We start from the raw sequence: 16,195 nt of genomic DNA on the forward strand, positions 1-16,195 counted from the left end.
TGCTGGTAAAATCCAACGATGGAATGGTCCGAGCGCGCCCTTGTGCTGGGCGTGAAAAAGCACGGCGAGACCAGCGTCATTCTTGAAGTGATGACGCGCGGCCACGGCCGCCATGTCGGGGTTGTCCGCTCCGGCCGCTCGAAAACCATGCAGCCGGTGCTGCAACCCGGCAACGAAGTCGCCGCCACCTGGCGGGCGCGGCTTGAGGACCATATCGGCGCCTTCGTCGTGGAGCCGCTGACGCTGCGCACGCATCTGCTGATGGGCGACGTCCGCGCCCTGCATGGGGTCAACTGGCTCGGCGGCCTGCTGCGGCTGTTGCCGGAACGCGATCCCCACCAAAACCTGTTCGACATGGCGGCGGCGCTGCTCGCGCATTTGTGCGACCCGCTGGCGCCAAGCCTGTTGGTGCGCTTCGAACTCGCCCTGCTGGCCGACCTGGGGTTCGGGCTCGATCTTGAAAAATGCGCGGCGACGGGAACAACGGACAACCTGATTTACGTCTCGCCGAAAAGCGGCCGCGCGGTCAGCGGCGAGGCCGGCGCGCCCTGGGCCGACAGGCTTTTGCCGCTGCCGTCGTTCCTGCGCGAGGGACCGGGCGCCTCGCCGTCCCCCGACGCGATCCGCGACGCGCTGCGCCTGACCGGCTTTTTCCTCGACCGCGATGTGTTCGCGCCGCGCGGGCTGAAACCGCCGGATTCGCGCGCGGCCTATCTGGCCGGGCTCTGAGGCAAAGAAGCGAAACAACCGCTTCAATTCCGGCGCCAGATAAGCGCCACGAATCGTCGGCGCGCTTCCCTTCTCCCCTTGCGGGAGAAGGTGTCGCGCGCAAGCGCGACGGATGAGGGGTTCGTTCCTTGCGATGCGGACGATTCACTTATTTTGTCACGTCGCCTAAATCCGCGTCATTCCGTCAGCCGCAAGACCAAAACCTTTTCGCCGCGCGCCAGCGCCGGCGCGTCGCTCTCACGCAGGATCAGGGCCTGCGAGCGCGCCAGCACGGAATTGAGCGAGGAATCCTGATCCTGTTGCGGCGTGGCGACGAGGCGGCCGTCGTCGCGCCAAGCCAGGGTGGCGCGTAAAAATTCGCGGCGCGGGCCATTGGCGCGCAGGTCCGCTCCGGCGACGGCGGGCTCAAGCCGATGCGCCGCGCCGACAAGATCGCCACACAAGGCGCGGATCAGCGGTTTTAGGAACAACTCGCCGCACACCACGGCCGAAACGGGATTGCCCGGCAGTCCCAGCACTTGTGTCGCGCCAATATGCCCGTGGATCAGCGGCTTGCCGGGCTTCATGTTGATCTTCCAGAAATCCAGCGCCATGCCTTCCGCCGCCAGCGCGCCACGAACGAAATCGCGGTCGCCGACGGAGGCGCCGCCAATGGTGACGAGCACATCGACGCCGAGGCCAAGCCCCGCGCGGATGGCCGCTTCAATGGCCTCGGGCCGGTCGGGCGCGACGCCGAGATCGCGCGCTTCGCCGCCACAGGCCGCGATCAGTCCAAGCACGGCATAGGCATTGGAGGCGACGATCTGGTCCGGCCCACGCGGCGCGCCCGGCGCCACCAGTTCGTCGCCGGTGGAGAGCACCGCAATGCGCGGTTTTCGCGCGACCGGCAGCGCCGGATGGTCGGCGGAGGCGGCGAGGGCGACATCGGCGGGGGTGAGCCGCCGCCCGGCGCGCAAGATGGTTTCACCCTCGCGGAAATCTATGCCCGCGAGCCGCACGTTCTTGCCCGCCGCGACAACCGTACGCGCGGTGACGACATCGCCCTCGCGCGCGGCCTCCTCTTGAATAAGAACACTGTCAGCGCCCTGCGGCAGCGGCGCGCCGGTGAAAATCCGCACGGCCTCGCCAGGGCCGCAGCTTCCCGCAAAGCCCGCGCCGGCGGAGGATTCGCCGACGACTCGCAGCGGCGCGTTGGCGTCCTCGGCCCGCAAGGCGTAACCATCCATCGCGGAGAGAGGCTTTGGCGGCTGGGTGCGTCGGGCGGCCAGATCGCGCGCCAGCGTCCGCCCGAAGGCGTCGCCGAGCGCAACATCCTCGACGCTGACCGGCCCGCGCGCCTGGGCGAGAATGGCGGCCAAGGCGTCTTCAACGGAGAGGAGAGGCTTTTTCTCGGTCATTCTGTCCCGCGCGCCTTCACGAAAGCCTCGATCGACTCCCTCTCCCCGCTTGCGGGGAGAGGGCAGGGGTGAGGGGCTGGGGCGTGATCCTCGACGTCATCAGGAAAAGGATAGGGCATTTCCTGATGACCCTGACGCCAATGCCTTAGCCCCGCACATAATCCCCAGATTTTCCACCGGTTTTCAACAGCAATTGCACAGCCTCGATGCGCATGGCGCGGTCCGCCGCCTTGAGCATGTCGTAAATGGTCAGACAGGCCACGGACACGGCGGTCAGCGCCTCCATCTCCACGCCGGTCTCGCCCAGAGTTTTCACCCGCGCCGTCACGCGCAAGCCGGGCAGGGCGACATCCGGCGCCACCTCCACCTCGACCTTGGACAGCAGCAGCGGATGGCAAAGCGGAATCAGTTCATGGGTCTTCTTGGCGGCGAAAATCCCGGCGATGCGGGCGGTGGCGAACACGTCGCCCTTCTTGGCCTGACCGGACAGGCAGAGATCCAGCGTCTCCGGCGCCATCAAGACGCGCCCCTCGGCGACCGCCTCGCGCGACGTGCGGTCCTTGCCGGAGACATCGACCATGCGCGCCTCACCCGCCGCGTTCAGGTGGGTGAGTTCGCTCATGCCGGCTGGTTGAGCGCGCCATTGAGCAGGGCGCGGGTGGCGGCGCCGACATCGGCCTGCCGCATCAGCGTCTCGCCGACCAGGAACACGTTCACGCCGGCTTTGCGCAGGCGTAAAATATCCTCGTGCGCATTGATGCCGCTTTCCGCGACCACCATTCTTTCGCGCGGCACGCGCTGCGACAGCCGTTCGCTCACCCCGATCGACACGGTGAAATCGCGCAGATTGCGGTTGTTGATGCCGATCAGCGGGGTTTCCAGCGCCAGGGCGCGGTCGAGTTCGGCCTCGTCATGGGCTTCCGCCAGCACGTCCATGTTGAGGTCATGCGCGGCGGCGTTGAGGGCTTTCGCCTCGCGGTCGGCGACGCAGGCCATGATGATCAGGACGCAATCGGCCCCGGCGGCGCGGGCCTGATAGACCTGATAGGGGTCGAACAGAAAGTCCTTGCGCAGGATGGGCAGGCGCACGCTGGCGCGGGCGGCGGTGAGATCGTCGAGCTTGCCCTGGAACGAGGGGCCGTCGGTCAGCACGGACAGGCAGGCGGCGCCATTGGCCTCATAGGCGCGCGCCAGCGCCGGCGGATCGAAATCGGCGCGAATCAGCCCCTTGGACGGGCTGGCTTTCTTCACTTCCGCGATCAGCGCGGGCAGGCCGGCCGCCAGCTTGTCGCGAAGCGCGCGCACAAAACCGCGCGGCGGATCGGTGTCGCGCAATTTGCGCTCGAGCGTGGACAGCGGCAACCGCACCTTGGCCTCCGCAATTTCAGTCCGCTTGTAGGCTTCAATCTTGCGCAAAATGTCGGACATGGAACCCCGGTTTTCCTCAATTGGCGGTTTCGGCCTCTTTGCTTGTTCTTATCAGATTTTCAAGCGTATCACGCGCTTTTCCACTGTCCAGAGCCGCTTCCGCCCGCCGCGCGCCCGCCGCGAGCGCATCGGCCTTGCCCGCGACCACCAGCGCGGCGGCGGCGTTGAGGACGGCGATGTCGCGATAGGGGTTTTTCGCGCCCGCGAGCACGGCGCGCAAGGCGGCGGCGTTATAGGCGGGATCGCCGCCGCGCAGTTCGGCGAGCGTGGCGCGGGGCAGGCCGGCTTCCTCGGGGGTCACGACGAAGCGCCTGATATTTCCGTGATCCAGCTCCAGAATTTCTGTCGGCGCGGTGGTGGTGACCTCGTCGAGCCCATCGGCCCCATGCGCGATCCACACCTTTTCGGCGCCCAGCGCATCCAGCGTGTGGGCGATGTAATCCATCCACTTGGGGTCGGCGACGCCGATCAGCGCGCGGGTGACGCCAGCGGGATTGGACAGCGGTCCCAGCAGGTTGAACAGGGTGCGCACGGAAAGTTCCTTGCGCATCGGCGCCACCAGCGCCATGGCGGGATGATGCGCCTGCGCCGTCATGAAGCCGATATTGACCTCGCGCAGGCATTTCTCGACCACGTCGGGCGGGATGCCGATGCGCACGCCCAAGCCGGTCAGCACGTCGGAGGCGCCCGAAAACGACGAGGCCGCGCGATTGCCGTGCTTGGCCACGGGCACGCCGCAGGCGGCGACAATGATCGCGGCGAGGGTCGAAATATTGTAGGTCTGCGCGCCGTCGCCGCCGGTGCCGACCACGTCGATGGCGCCCGAAGGCGCGGAAACCCGCAACATGCGCGCCCGCATCGCCGCAACCGCGCCGGTGAGTTCATCCAGCGTCTCGCCGCGCACCCGCAGGCCCATCAGGAAGGCGCCGATCTGCGCCGGCGTGGCCTCGCCAGAGAGGATCAGGCCGAACGCGGCTTCAGCCTCGGCGCGACTGAGCGACGCGCGCTCCGAAATCTTGGCGAGGAAGGGTTTGAACGCCTCCATCACATCCTCCCGACTATTTTCTTCCCTTGGCGACGTTCCACTTTTGCGCCAGATCGAGGAAATTCCTCAACAGCGCGTGGCCGTGCTCGGAGGCGATGCTTTCGGGATGGAATTGCACGCCGTGGACGGGATGGGTGATGTGCGACAGGCCCATGATCAGGCCGCCGGACGTTTTCGCGGTCACGGCGAGTTCGGTGGGCAGGTTGTCGCGGCGCACCACCAGCGAATGATAGCGCGTCGCCTTGAACGGCGTGGGCAGGCCGTGGAATACGGTCTCGGCGCCGTGATGGATCTCCGCGACCTTGCCGTGGATCGGTTGCGGCGCGCGGACAACTTCGCCGCCGAACACCTCGCCGATGGCCTGATGGCCGAGGCAGACGCCAAACAGCGGGATTTTCTCACAAGCGGCGCGGATCAACTCGATGCAGATGCCGGCCTCGCGCGGGGTGCAGGGGCCGGGCGACAGCACGAGGCAGTCGGGGTCCTCGGCCATGATCTCGTCCACGGTGGCGGCGTCGTTGCGCACCACTTTCACATTGGCGCCGAGCGCGCCGAAATAATGCACGAGATTGAAGGTGAAGGAGTCGTAATTGTCGATCAGCGTGACGGAAACGGATGTCATGACAGCCTCGTTGGAGCGGCTGTTTTGGGCGCGCGCGCAAGGGAAGTCAATTGCAGGGCCCGTTCCGATCCGCCGCTTTCAAAACACGCCGGCGCGCCCTATATTCTGAAGCGAAGACAATTTGGAGCAGCGCATGGCCGGACGCCCCGTTATGGATCTCACCGACGCAGCGGCGACGCGCGTGAAAACGCTGGTGGACAAGGCCGCCGGCGCGGCCATCGGCCTGCGGGTCGGCGTCAGGAACGGCGGCTGCGCCGGCATGTCCTACACGGTGGAAATGGCCGACGCGCCACGCCCCGGCGAAATTCTGGTCGAGGACAAGGGGGCCAAGGTTTTGATCGACCCGAAAGCCGTGCTGTTCCTGATCGGCGCGCGGATGGATTTCGAGACGACCAAAATGTCGGCCACCTTCACCTTCAAAAACCCCAACGAAACCGCGTCCTGCGGCTGCGGGGAATCGGTGGCGATCACGCCGGTCTCGGAAGAGGCGCTCAGCCAGTTCAACGCCTGACCCGCGTTCCCCGAGGCTTGCCAAAAAGTCCCGTTGCGAGGGCCATGGTTCGAGACGGCCCCCTCCGGGGCCTCCTCACCATGAGGGGTGGCAGATTGAGTCCGCGCCTATCGGGTTAACGCCTACACCTGCTGCATGTAGAGCGGTCGCGCGCTTGGGTAAAGGCAGAGAGCGGCTCGAAGGCGACCTTCCCGACACGCCCGCGATGGTCTCTTCATCACCCAAAGCCGACGGTCGCCGCCGTCGCGACGAGCAAAAATCAAGACTTTCGCAAAGCACCATATCGAGGCTATCGCCATGAGTCATGTGCCTGTCAGAATATCGAACCAGCAGATTGAGCAGGCGCATTTTGAAGAGTTTCGCAAAGCTTATGCGTTGCCGCCTGGAGAGATCAAATATTCGGACAAACCGGATGTTTTTTTAAAGGGCGACCGCACGATAGGAATCGAAATTACCAATTTCTATGTTCGGCCGAACGAAGCAGAAGGAAGCGAGCAAACGCAGCGGCCGCTTAGAGACGCCATCATATCAAAAGCCCATAAGTTGTATCGAAAAGCTGGCGGTAAGGAGATCATACTTTCGATCGCTTTTGATCCAGAAATACGAATTACCAAGGATAGATGCAAGGTGTTGCCGCAAATATTGGCGAATTTCGCTACGCAAATCGACACGCAACCAGAGGGACAAATCGATACCGATAGCTATCCCGAGATGCCGGAGCTCAATTGGATTCACACGAGCGGCCGAGAATTTCAGAATGGCAATTTTGAGCTCGTTCAGTCGTATTCCGTTCCTATAATGCCCGTCGCGAGACTAAACGATATTGTTACCGAGAAAGAAGGGAAGGCCGCCGACTACCACAAGTGCGATGCCTATTGGCTATTGATCGTCGTTGATTTCTGGAACCCGGCGCAAGATCAGGAGATCACCACGCAACCGATTAAACTTGCCTCTAAAGTTTTTGAAAAAATCATTCTCTTCAAGACCTGTCATAGGCAAATCGTGGAGATCTAAACCCATCAATTGTCGTAGTAAATTCGTCGTCCAGAATTTTTTGGGAATCGAGGGCCTCGTTTATCAGAATTTGTGAGTTTCGAAACGCGCCTTCTTGTCCGCCGCACGGCGCCGTTGGTTGCACGACGAAGGACGGCTTATGGAGCCAAACCACCAAATTCTGGCGGCGTCCGCGTCCTTCCGCTTCCCGTCGGACTCGGTCGATCATGCCGCCTCAATCTGGCTCGCCTCCCTCTACATGTTGTGGGTGTATGCGTTAACCCGGTAGGCGCGATTGATTCCGTTGAACCCCTCATGCTGAGGAGGCGAGCAAAGCTCGCCGTCTCGAAGCGCGAGGGGATCAACCCACGACGTTCTCAGCAGTCGCGTCGCCTAACCTCGCGCCGATGGGGCCAGCGCCCCGCCGCCCAACCGCGTCAGCAAATCCCGCACCTGCGCGTCGATCAGCGGCAGCGCCATGCGCGGCGGCGCGACGTCGATGTCGTGGACATGCCAATATTCGATGCGATCCGGCGCGCGCTCCAGCCAGGCGGGGAAGCGCGCCTGCATCAGCGGCAGGTGCTCCGCGCGTTTCAGCGCGACAATGTGATCGGCGCCGTCGAGATCCTCGACCGTGACCTGAAGCGGAGAGCGGGCGGAGTCGCGGTCGAAGGCGAGGCCGCGTTCGCTCAGGGCCTGCGCGGTGGCGCGCGCGATCGGGCCGATATTGCCGGAGCCGAGATCGACGGCGACGCCGCGCGAAAACGACGTCCAGCCCGGACAGACGTCCGGCGCGAGGAAATTGAACAATTCTTCCGCGAACCGGCTGCGATAATAATTGCCGGTGCACAGGAACAGCACTTTTTTCATGGCGCGGCCTCGCGGCGGTGGTTTGCCCCGCCTATGCCACGGCCAAGAGCCAATGGCCATGTGTCATTGGCCATGTCATTCTCGCGCCGCCCGCCCGAAGGATCGCGCGATCACTCGGCCGCGACGCGCCGCGCGGGCAGGGGCAACGCCGGCGTCTTGGCGGCCGGCGCGCGCTCGCTTTCGAGCAGCTTCCAGTGGATCAGCTCCAGCGACCCGTCGAAATTTTCGGCGATGGCCGTGCAGGATTCGACGAAATCGCCGGTGTTGACATAGGTGATTCCGTCGATATCGCGGATCACGGCGTGGTGGATATGGCCGCAGACAATGCCGTCCACGCCGCGCCGGCGCGCTTCCGCGGCAAGCGTCTCCTCGAAGGCGCCGATGAAATTGACGGCGTCCTTGACCTTGAGCTTGGCCCATTGCGAGAACGACCAGTAGGGCAGGCCGACCTTTCTGCGGGCGCGGTTGAACCAGCAATTGATCCAGATGGCGAAATCATAGGCCCAGTCGCCGAGATGGGCGAGCCAGCGGGCGTGGCGCACCACCACGTCGAACTGGTCGCCGTGGACGACGAGGAAAGTCTTGCCGTCGGCGGTCTTGTGGAGAATGTGGTCCTCGACCTCGACGCCGCCGAACTCCAAACCGACGAAGTCGCGGGCGAATTCGTCGTGATTGCCCGGCACGAACACGACGCGCGTCCCCTTGCGCACCTTGCGCAGCAGTTTTTGCATCACGTCATTGTGGGCCTGCGGCCAGTACCAGCCGCCCTTCAACCGCCAGCCGTCGATGATGTCGCCGACGAGGATCAACTCATCGGACTCGTTGTGCTTGAAAAAGTCGAGCAGAAGATCGGCCTGACACCCGCGCGTGCCAAGATGCACGTCGGAAATGAACAGGGTGCGGTAGCGCTTGGGCTCCGGTTCTTCGTCGTCTCGGTTCACAGTGTGGCTCATGATCCGGCCTTCAGCCAATGAAGTCTCTTTGTGCTGCCACTCTATTGTTGCGTCCCGATGACAAAGCTGGCATTCGCCGGGCATGCTCAAGGGAATTCTGCTGAAAACGCTCTCGACCCTGGCCTTCACCGCCATGGCGCTGGGTGTGCGCGCGGCGGCCTCGACCGTGCCGGTGGCGGAAATCGTGTTCTATCGCTCACTTGTGGCGCTCGTCGTGCTGCTGGGCTGGCTGGGGCTGAGCGCGACGCTGTCCGGGGCGTGGCGGACGAAGCGGCCGCTCAGCCATCTCGGACGCGGCCTGTCCGGCGTCGCCGGCATGTTCTGCAATTTCACCGCGCTGGCGCTGCTGCCGTTCGCCGACGCCACCGCCTATTTCTACGCCTATCCGATCTTTGTCACCCTGATCGCCGGGCTGATCCTGCGCGAAAGCGTGCATGTCTCGCGCTGGCTGGCGGTGCTGATCGGCTTTGGCGGCGTGCTGGTCATGCTGTCGGAACATCTCGGCTTTGGCGCGGGTTTTGACGTGAAGATGCGGTTCGGGGCCGGCGTCGCCTTGATCGGGGCGCTGTGCGCGGCGCTGTCCATCGTGCAGACGCGCCGCCTCGCCCAACTCGAAACCACGGGCGCCATCGTGTTCTACTTCACCTGCTCCTGCGCGTTCTTCGGCGGTCTGATGCTGGTGGCGACGCGCCTGTTCCCGGCGCTCGGGGGCGCTTATGTCGCCCCCGACGGCCGCGCCTGGACGGGCCTGATCGTCGCGGGCGTCGCCGGCGGCGCGGCGCAAATCCTCGCCACCGCCTCCTATCGCTACGCCGACGCCTCGCTGCTGGCGGCGTTCGACTATCTCGCCATGGTCTGGGCGCTGCTCGCCAGCCTGGCGCTTTACGGCGAGACGCCGTCGCTCGCCGTGCTGGTCGGCGCCGCCGCCATCACCGTCGCCGGTCTGTTGGCCGTGAGCGAAAGACGCTTCCAAAAAGCCATAAAATTCGTTATTCCAAACAAAATCGTTTAGAATTCCGAACGGGGCGCGTCGTCGCGATGGGCGTCGAAGGCAAAGACAAGCAGAAAGTGCTGGAGGCGGGCGCGCATGCGCTGGCCGGGCAACTCGGCAAGACCGTGCAGCGGCTGCGCAAGGCCTCCAACCTGTCGCTGTCGGAACTGTCGGACCAGGCGGGCGTGGCCAAGTCCATCATCAGCCAGATCGAGCGCAACGAAACCAACCCGACCCTGGTGACGCTGTGGCGGCTGGCGCAGGCGCTGGACGTCAGCATCGAGCAGGTTTTGCGCGAGGACGAGGATTCCGCCTTCCTGGAGAAAATGTCGCGCAACGACACGCCGTTTCTGGTGTCCGACGACGGCAAATGCCGGCTGGGCATCACCGGCTGGAGCAAGACCATCGACTGGCTGCAATGGTATGATTTCTTCGCCGAGCCGGGCGGGGTGCTGGCCTCGGACGCCCACCAGCGCGGCGCGATGGAATCGCTCACCGTGCTCGAAGGCGAATTGCAGGTGGAATCCGGCGACGAGACCGAAACGGCCCATGCCGGCGACACCTTGCGCTACCGCGCCGACCGTCCGCACCTGATTCGCAACGCCGGAACGATCCCCGCGCGCGCCCTGATGATCTGCATTTTGCGCGCGGCGGCGATGGAGTGACGCCAAATCCGAAAGGATCATTCGGATTGGGTATTCCGATCAACGGGCAGGTCTGTGTTTTTCGAATGGCTGTCATGACCTGAACGAATGGAAGCCGGCGTTGGCTCGGGCGCCCGCCCTCATGGGCGCGGAGGGCGCCCGCTGTCATTTCGCCGGGCGCAACCCGATGGATTACATTGCCGCGTCAGGACAGCAAAGCTTCACCGGCGCGGTCGGACTTGTCAGGCCTCCGTCGGAGGCTTGCAGATAAAATCAATGTAACACAATTACATATCTCATGATTTTGCGGCGGGCGTCCCGGCGGGTTTCGAGCGCCGTCGCGTCTTTCATCTGCGTCGCCCCCAAGCTGATCCGCCGCCTCGCTTCGGCCAGGGTTGGCCGCCCTGAAGCGTCCGGCTCGGGGAATGACACCCTAGAAATTTGTTTTTACGGGGAAACTCCCGCAATGGCCCGAACAAATGCAACCCAGCGGTTGGTTGTGTCTGACGTATCGGTCATAAACATTGAATTGGTACGTAAGGTAATGTGTGGAGTCGGCGACATGGGGGAAAGTATAGAATCGGTCGCGGAACAGGCCTTGATCAAACTGCTGTTCGCGCTGTCCGATCTGGAAAGCCACGGTTTGCCCACGCGACACCTGTCGGACGCCAGGGAGCAACTCGTCTCCGCAATCGAAATTCTTTCCCGTGTCGCGCCGCGCTTCGATGACGCCAGGGGAGTCGGCCGGCCCGTCGGCGCGTCCTGCGTGAATTGTCGTCGGGAGCGGAAACATTACGTTTAGCGGGACGGCGGAGGTTTAGCGGGACGGTGGCGCGGCCAAGGTGGTCCGCGCCAGAGCCAGCGCCCGCTCCGCGAGTTCGGGCTGTGACGAATCGAGTCGCACCCAGGAAATTTCCCCCACGGGACGCTGCAACTGGGCGTAAAGCACGGATTCGTCGGCGTCCGACGCGCCCTTGGGGCGCTCGCGCACGCGCTGGCGCAATATCTCGGGGTCGGCCTCCAGCCACAGGCCGAGAAACGGAACCTTGGCCTCGCGCGCCAGCTTTTCCACCGAATCGCGCTCCTCCTGCGCGGCATAAACCGCATCGATCACCACCGCGCGGCCCTGGTTCAGCGCGTCGAGCGCGCGCGACAGCAGCCGCAGGTAGACGGCGGCGGTGATGTTCATGGCGTAGGCTTCCGGCGGCAGCTTGTCGCTCGGCCGCAGCTTGTGCATGGCCTTTCGGGTGCGATCGGAGTTCAGCGACCGCGCGCCGGGCGGCGGTCCGATCTCCGAGGCGATCATCGCGGCCAGCGTCGATTTGCCCGTGCCGCTCAGCCCCCCGATCACGATCAGCATTTTCCCGCGGGGCGCGAGCAGATCCTCGGCAAGGCTGAAATAGGCCCGCGCCTCGTCCTCGTGCTCCTTGACGCCGCCGCCATGGCCGGTGCGCGCCTGGCCGCTGGCGATATGGGCGCGGATGGCGGCGCGCAGCGCCATGAAGAAGGGCAGCGCGGCATAGCCGTCGCGGATCTTCGCGGGCAGATCGGCCTGGGTGCGCATGAAAAAGGCGCTGACGTAGCGGTTGTACAGCAGGTTGGCGAGGTCGCGCCGCCCGCATAGCCACAAATCCATCAGGGTGAAGGCGACGTCGTAGAGCACGTCGATGCGGGCGAGCGCCTCGTCGAATTCGATGCAGTCGAACAGGGTGGGCCGACCCTGGAACAGGCAGATGTTGCGCAGATAGAGATCGCCATGGCACAGCCGCACGAAGCCGTTTTTCGCGCGCGCGTCGAGCAGGGGGGCGATTCGCGCCAGTTCGTCGCGGAATTTGCCCTCGACGCGCGCGACATCATCAGGCGCGAACAGATGGCAGCCTTCAAAACTCTTGTCGTTGAGGTCGAGCAGATGCGCCATGGCGGCGGCGCCCTCGGCCTGGGGAAAGCGCTCGGCGCTGGCGTGAAACCGCGCCAGCGTTTCGGCGAGCGCGTCGATATGGGCGGGTTCGAGCCTGTGGTCGCGCGCCATCACGTCGAACAGGTCGGATTCCTTGAAACGCCGCATCACCACGATGCAGTCGACCCGCTCGCCCGGCCCGTCGAAGCCGAGTTTTCCCTCCGAGCGGGTGATCGCGCGCAAACCGAGATAAAGCCCCGGCGCGGCGCGGGCGTTCAGGGCGATTTCGGCGCGGCAGGCGGCCTCGCGCTTTTCCGGCGTGGAGAAATCCAGATAGGGAAACAGCACGGCGCGCTTGAGCTTGAACACGAGATCGCCGGCCAGCAGCACGATGGAGACATGGGTCTCCTTGACATCGACGGGGCAGGGAGAGCCGTCGGACGAGGAGCTTCCGGGCGTCGAAAGACGCCCGTCTGGCGAGGAGCTTGCGCAGGCCTCGGCGGCCAGCGCCTCCTTGAGGAAGGCGATGGTGTCTTCTTGCGCCATGTCAGGGCTCGATCACGGGGGCGGGGCGGGTGCGGCGCAGCACCAGATTGGCGGCCAAAGCCTGCGCCACCTGGGCGGCGAGGCATTCGCCGCCGGTTTCGACCGGCAAGGGATTGTCGCCCAGGTCGGCGCGGGCGCGGGCGCGGGCGGCGACCTGCACGGCTTCGGCGCGGCGGACGTAGAACACGTTTTCGGCGGCCGCGACCTTGCGCGTCGCCTCGCGAATCGCCACGACCTCGGACTCGTCGTGCAGCCAGGGATTGGCCTCAAAGCCGACCAGCAGCACGTCGGCGCCCGCGCCCTTCGCCCAGCGCACGCCGTCCGAGAGGCTGTCCTCATAGCTGCCGGGGTCGACATGGGCGAGCGCGTCATTGCCGCCGACCTGCCAGATCAGCAGGTCCGGGCGTTGCAGGGCGAATTCGGTGTGGATGCGCTCCCGCGCGTCGCCGACGGTCTCGCCGGACATCGGGCGGTTGACGACGACCACGTCGATGCCGTTAAGCGCCTTCTCCAGCAGGCTTTCCAGCATGGCCGGGTAGGAGCGCCGGGCGCCGCGCCCGCCGCCGGCGGCGCCGATGATCAGCAGCCGCAATTTCTTGTCCGCCCGCGCCAGCGCCGCGGTCACGAAGGGCAGGGGCGCCGGCGTCGCCAGGCTTTCGCTGACCGGCTCGCACCGATCCTCAGCCCAAGCCGGAGTCAAACAAGCCGGAGCCAGACCGCCGAGCGCGCCGGCGAGCAAGCACGCCATCAGGCCTTTTCGGGCGCGGGCGCCGTTTTCGCCCGCCCGCCGCCATGCCTTTGCCGCCACTCGGTCAACCATGCCGTAAAGCCCAATCCCGCCGCGCCAACACCTAGCACGAGCCAGTCGATTTCCCAACGCCCGTTGAAGGCGTAGCGCGCCACCTGGCCGCACAGGCTGAGCAGCGAGGCGACGCAGAACACATTGAGCGAATTGCGCCCGAGCATGGAGAAATACCGCGCCAAAGGTCCGGCGTAACGCTGAATATAGGTGAAGGCGCCGCCGAAGAAACAGGCCAGCGCGAGGCAATGAATGGCGCGCGCCGGCGACAGATAGGTCTTGTCGAACAGGAAGAACAGTTTCGGGTCGGGCAGATTGGCCGGGTCGGGCGAGAAATCCCCAAGCGCTATGGCCGCGCCGAGCAGGGTCTCCAGCCCCGCCAGCACGAAAAACACCTTTTTCACGCGCGGCGACAGTCTGGCGTAGCCGTTCGGCCCGGACAGCAGGAAACCCAGCACGAAGATGAACTGCCAGGCCGAGGGCGAGAAGAACCAGTTGCCCTCCACCGGCCAGGTCGGCAGGTTGAAGCCGGTGGCGACGGTGTAGAGATAAAGCGTCAGCGACAGCGGAAACACCAGCCAGGGCGTGAGGCGATGGATCACGGCTATGGTCGGCGCGCAGGCCATCAGCACCACATAGAGCGGCAATATGTTAAAATAGCCGAGCTGGTAGCGCAGCGCGACCAGCCCGATATGGGCCTCGATCGGATCCTCGAACGCGGCGGCGGCATTGTGCCATTGCAGGATATAGGGCTGCTCCAGCATGGTGGCCGCGCCGGCGAGAATGGCGAGCGCGAGGAAGGAAATGATAAGTTGCGCGAAATAGATGGTCAGCGCCCGCCCGCCGAGGCGGTAGAGCGCCACCGCCAGCGGCTGTATCGACAGCGAGTCCACCACGAAGCGCAGCGACACCCCGGCGAGGAACACGAACAGTTCGGCGGAATCCGACAGCGAATATTCGCGCAGGGTGTAGCGCTCGAAAATATTTCCGGGCACATGGGTGATGAAAATGGTGAGCAGCGCGTAGCCGCGCCAGAAATCGATCGAATTCGGCGCCCTCATGCCCGTCCCGCCATGGATTGCGCCGGATACGGCGGCTTGGTCAGACCGCGAAACTCGATCCGCAGCCGCAGGAGGCGGTCGCGTTGGGATTATCGACCCGGAACGACGACCCCATCAGGTCGTCGACGAAATCGAACGTCGAGCCCTTCATGAAGTCGAGCGCGACGGAATCGACGGCGATGCGCGCCTCGTCCTGCGCCAGGATGATGTCGTCGGGTTCGCATTTTTCCGCGATATCAAAGCTGTACTGAAAACCGGAGCAGCCGCCGCCGTTCACGGAAATGCGCAGCCAGGAGCCTTGGGGCTCGCCGCGTAATATTTCCGCGACGCGCTTCTTCGCCGCGTCGGTGGCGATGATTTCGCTCGCTTGCGCATCGGTCATGCAAAATTCTCCTGTGTGTCGAAAATAGTCCTCCGCGCGACGCGGTCAATGCGAAGCCTCCATTTTTCGGCTAAACGGGGCGAGTTTGTCTCTGACCCGAAGTTCTTGCCTGACCTGAGGTCGCGCCTTGTCCGTCATCCCGACCTTCGCCCTCGCCCCCTTCGCCTCGGATTGGCGCGCCAGCCGGGGGCGGCTGTTTGCCGAGCCGCCGTCGCCGACGCGCGGAAATTTCCAGCGCGACCGCGACCGCATCATCCATAGCACCGCCTTCCGCCGCCTCGCGCACAAGACGCAGGTGTTCATCGCGCTGGAAGGCGACCATTTCCGCACCCGCCTCACCCATACGATGGAGGTGGCGCAGATCGCCCGCGCGCTGGCGCGCGGCCTGAAACTCGACGAGGATCTCGCCGAGACCACGGCGCTCGGCCACGACCTCGGCCACGCGTGTTTTGGCCACGCCGGCGAGGAAGTGCTGGACGCCTGCATGGGCGCTTACGGCGGCTTCGACCACAACGCCCAGACGCTGCGCATCGTGACAAAGCTGGAGCGCCGCTATGCCGAATGGGACGGTCTCAACCTCTGCGCCGAGACCCTCGAAGGCCTCGTCAAGCACAACGGCCCGCTGCTGCGCCCCGACGGCGGCCCGACCTCGCGTTATGAACAATGCGGAATCAGCGCCTATATCATGGAGTTCAACGGGATAGTTGATCTAAAGCTTGAAGAATACGCCAGCGCCGAGGCGCAATGCGCGGCGCTGGCCGACGACATCGCCTACAACGCCCACGACATCGACGACGGCCTGCGCGCCGGCCTGTTCGCCCCGGACGATCTAAGAGACGTTCCGTTCATCCGCGCCCTGCTGGAAGAAATTGCCGCGCGTCACCCCGGCCTGGAGACGCCGCGCCTCATCCACGAACTGACGCGGCGGGTGATCACGCGGCTGGTCGAGGATGTTTTCGCCGAAAGCGAGGCGCGCCTCGCCGCGCTGAAACCCGACAGCCCCCGCGCCATCGCGCGCGCCGGCGCCCCGGTGATCGCCTTTTCCGCCGAAAAATGGCGCGATCTCCAGATTTTGCGCGAGTTCCTGTTCACCCGCATGTACCGCCACAGCGCGGTGCTGCCGGTGTGGAAGAACGCCCAGAAAATCGTGAGCGGCCTGTTTTCGCATTTCATCAACCGGCCCCAGGACATGTCCGAGCCCTGGGGGGCGCTGGCGCTGGCGCGCGACGAGGCCGGCCGGGCGCGGGTCGTCGCCGACTACATCGCCGGCATGACCGACGTTTACGCGGCGGCGCGGGCGAAAACATTCCTGGGGGACGAAGGCTAA

18 protein-coding genes are annotated in these 16,195 nt (G+C 64.8%); 7 read left to right on the forward strand and 11 right to left on the reverse strand.

The features are described from left to right. Positions 1–18 precede the first annotated feature (18 nt). Complete coding sequence (gene recO / locus CCR94_RS05555; RefSeq protein ID WP_104506887.1) at positions 19–729, forward strand: DNA repair protein RecO; 711 nt, start codon at positions 19–21, stop codon at positions 727–729. Between the two features lie 176 nt (positions 730–905). On the opposite strand, the gene CCR94_RS05560 is transcribed toward recO, so the two are convergent. From CCR94_RS05560 to CCR94_RS05580, 5 genes are all read right to left on the reverse strand, one after another. After that, a complete protein-coding gene (locus CCR94_RS05560) occupies positions 906–2,126 on the reverse strand; it encodes a molybdopterin molybdotransferase MoeA (protein ID WP_104506888.1) in 1,221 nt (406 codons plus the stop codon). Positions 2,127–2,271: 145 nt separating this feature from the next. Further along, positions 2,272–2,748 carry a cyclic pyranopterin monophosphate synthase MoaC gene (moaC, locus tag CCR94_RS05565; RefSeq protein WP_104506889.1) on the reverse strand — a complete coding sequence of 159 codons (477 nt, stop codon included), beginning with the start codon at positions 2,746–2,748 and terminating at the stop codon, positions 2,272–2,274. Further along, the gene (trpC, locus tag CCR94_RS05570) at positions 2,745–3,554 is read right to left on the reverse strand and encodes an indole-3-glycerol phosphate synthase TrpC (RefSeq protein WP_104506890.1); all 810 of its coding nucleotides are present in this window, start codon (positions 3,552–3,554) and stop codon (positions 2,745–2,747) included. Before trpC ends, moaC begins: the two co-directional genes overlap by 4 nt. Before the next feature lie 16 nt (positions 3,555–3,570). After that, entirely contained in the window at positions 3,571–4,599 is a 1,029-nt protein-coding gene (gene trpD / locus CCR94_RS05575) for an anthranilate phosphoribosyltransferase (protein WP_104506891.1), read from the reverse strand. Between the two features lie 13 nt (positions 4,600–4,612). Further along, on the reverse strand, positions 4,613–5,221 hold the full coding sequence (locus tag CCR94_RS05580) for an anthranilate synthase component II (RefSeq protein ID WP_104506892.1): 609 nt from the start codon (positions 5,219–5,221) through the stop codon (positions 4,613–4,615). 133 nt (positions 5,222–5,354) lie between these two features. On the opposite strand from CCR94_RS05580, the gene CCR94_RS05585 reads away from it, so the two are divergent. Continuing rightward, positions 5,355–5,732, forward strand: a complete 378-nt coding sequence (locus CCR94_RS05585; protein ID WP_104506893.1) for a HesB/IscA family protein — start codon at positions 5,355–5,357, stop codon at positions 5,730–5,732. 297 nt (positions 5,733–6,029) lie between these two features. Then, positions 6,030–6,746 carry a hypothetical protein gene (locus tag CCR94_RS05590; protein WP_104506894.1) on the forward strand — a complete coding sequence of 239 codons (717 nt, stop codon included), beginning with the start codon at positions 6,030–6,032 and terminating at the stop codon, positions 6,744–6,746. A gap of 372 nt (positions 6,747–7,118) precedes the next feature. Here the strand turns inward: CCR94_RS05590 and CCR94_RS05595 are convergent, their stop codons facing one another. Together CCR94_RS05595 and CCR94_RS05600 are read right to left on the reverse strand one after the other, a co-directional pair. Next, positions 7,119–7,595 (reverse strand): arsenate reductase/protein-tyrosine-phosphatase family protein, encoded by a 477-nt coding sequence (locus CCR94_RS05595; RefSeq protein ID WP_104506895.1) that lies wholly within the window; start codon positions 7,593–7,595, stop codon positions 7,119–7,121. Between the two features lie 110 nt (positions 7,596–7,705). Continuing rightward, positions 7,706–8,548, reverse strand: a complete 843-nt coding sequence (locus CCR94_RS05600) for a UDP-2,3-diacylglucosamine diphosphatase (RefSeq protein ID WP_104506896.1) — start codon at positions 8,546–8,548, stop codon at positions 7,706–7,708. 82 nt (positions 8,549–8,630) lie between these two features. On the opposite strand from CCR94_RS05600, the gene CCR94_RS05605 reads away from it, so the two are divergent. The 3 genes from CCR94_RS05605 (at position 8,631) to CCR94_RS05615 (ending at position 10,985) form a co-directional block, all read left to right on the forward strand. Then, on the forward strand, positions 8,631–9,560 hold the full coding sequence (locus tag CCR94_RS05605; protein WP_104506897.1) for a DMT family transporter: 930 nt from the start codon (positions 8,631–8,633) through the stop codon (positions 9,558–9,560). Between the two features lie 26 nt (positions 9,561–9,586). Then, a complete protein-coding gene (locus CCR94_RS05610) occupies positions 9,587–10,204 on the forward strand; it encodes a helix-turn-helix domain-containing protein (protein ID WP_104506898.1) in 618 nt (205 codons plus the stop codon). 541 nt (positions 10,205–10,745) lie between these two features. Further along, positions 10,746–10,985: a hypothetical protein gene (locus CCR94_RS05615; RefSeq protein ID WP_104506899.1), complete on the forward strand. Its 240-nt coding sequence runs from the start codon at positions 10,746–10,748 to the stop codon at positions 10,983–10,985. Between the two features lie 15 nt (positions 10,986–11,000). Here the strand turns inward: CCR94_RS05615 and CCR94_RS05620 are convergent, their stop codons facing one another. From CCR94_RS05620 to CCR94_RS05635, 4 genes are read right to left on the reverse strand one after another with little or no spacing between them, the layout of a single operon-like run. After that, a complete protein-coding gene (locus tag CCR94_RS05620) occupies positions 11,001–12,626 on the reverse strand; it encodes a bifunctional aminoglycoside phosphotransferase/ATP-binding protein (protein WP_104506900.1) in 1,626 nt (541 codons plus the stop codon). A gap of 1 nt (position 12,627) precedes the next feature. After that, entirely contained in the window at positions 12,628–13,374 is a 747-nt protein-coding gene (locus CCR94_RS05625; protein ID WP_158254638.1) for an SGNH/GDSL hydrolase family protein, read from the reverse strand. Further along, positions 13,374–14,486 (reverse strand): OpgC family protein, encoded by a 1,113-nt coding sequence (locus tag CCR94_RS05630; RefSeq protein ID WP_104506902.1) that lies wholly within the window; start codon positions 14,484–14,486, stop codon positions 13,374–13,376. Before CCR94_RS05630 ends, CCR94_RS05625 begins: the two co-directional genes overlap by 1 nt. A 40-nt stretch (positions 14,487–14,526) precedes the next feature. Then, positions 14,527–14,868 (reverse strand): HesB/IscA family protein, encoded by a 342-nt coding sequence (locus CCR94_RS05635; protein WP_104506903.1) that lies wholly within the window; start codon positions 14,866–14,868, stop codon positions 14,527–14,529. A 127-nt stretch (positions 14,869–14,995) separates the two neighbouring features. Between CCR94_RS05635 and CCR94_RS05640 the strand changes: the two genes are divergently transcribed. Continuing rightward, complete coding sequence (locus CCR94_RS05640; protein WP_104506904.1) at positions 14,996–16,195, forward strand: deoxyguanosinetriphosphate triphosphohydrolase; 1,200 nt, start codon at positions 14,996–14,998, stop codon at positions 16,193–16,195.

Source organism: Rhodoblastus sphagnicola, assembly GCF_002937075.1.
Taxonomy (GTDB): Bacteria; Pseudomonadota; Alphaproteobacteria; order Rhizobiales; family Beijerinckiaceae; genus Rhodoblastus; species Rhodoblastus sphagnicola.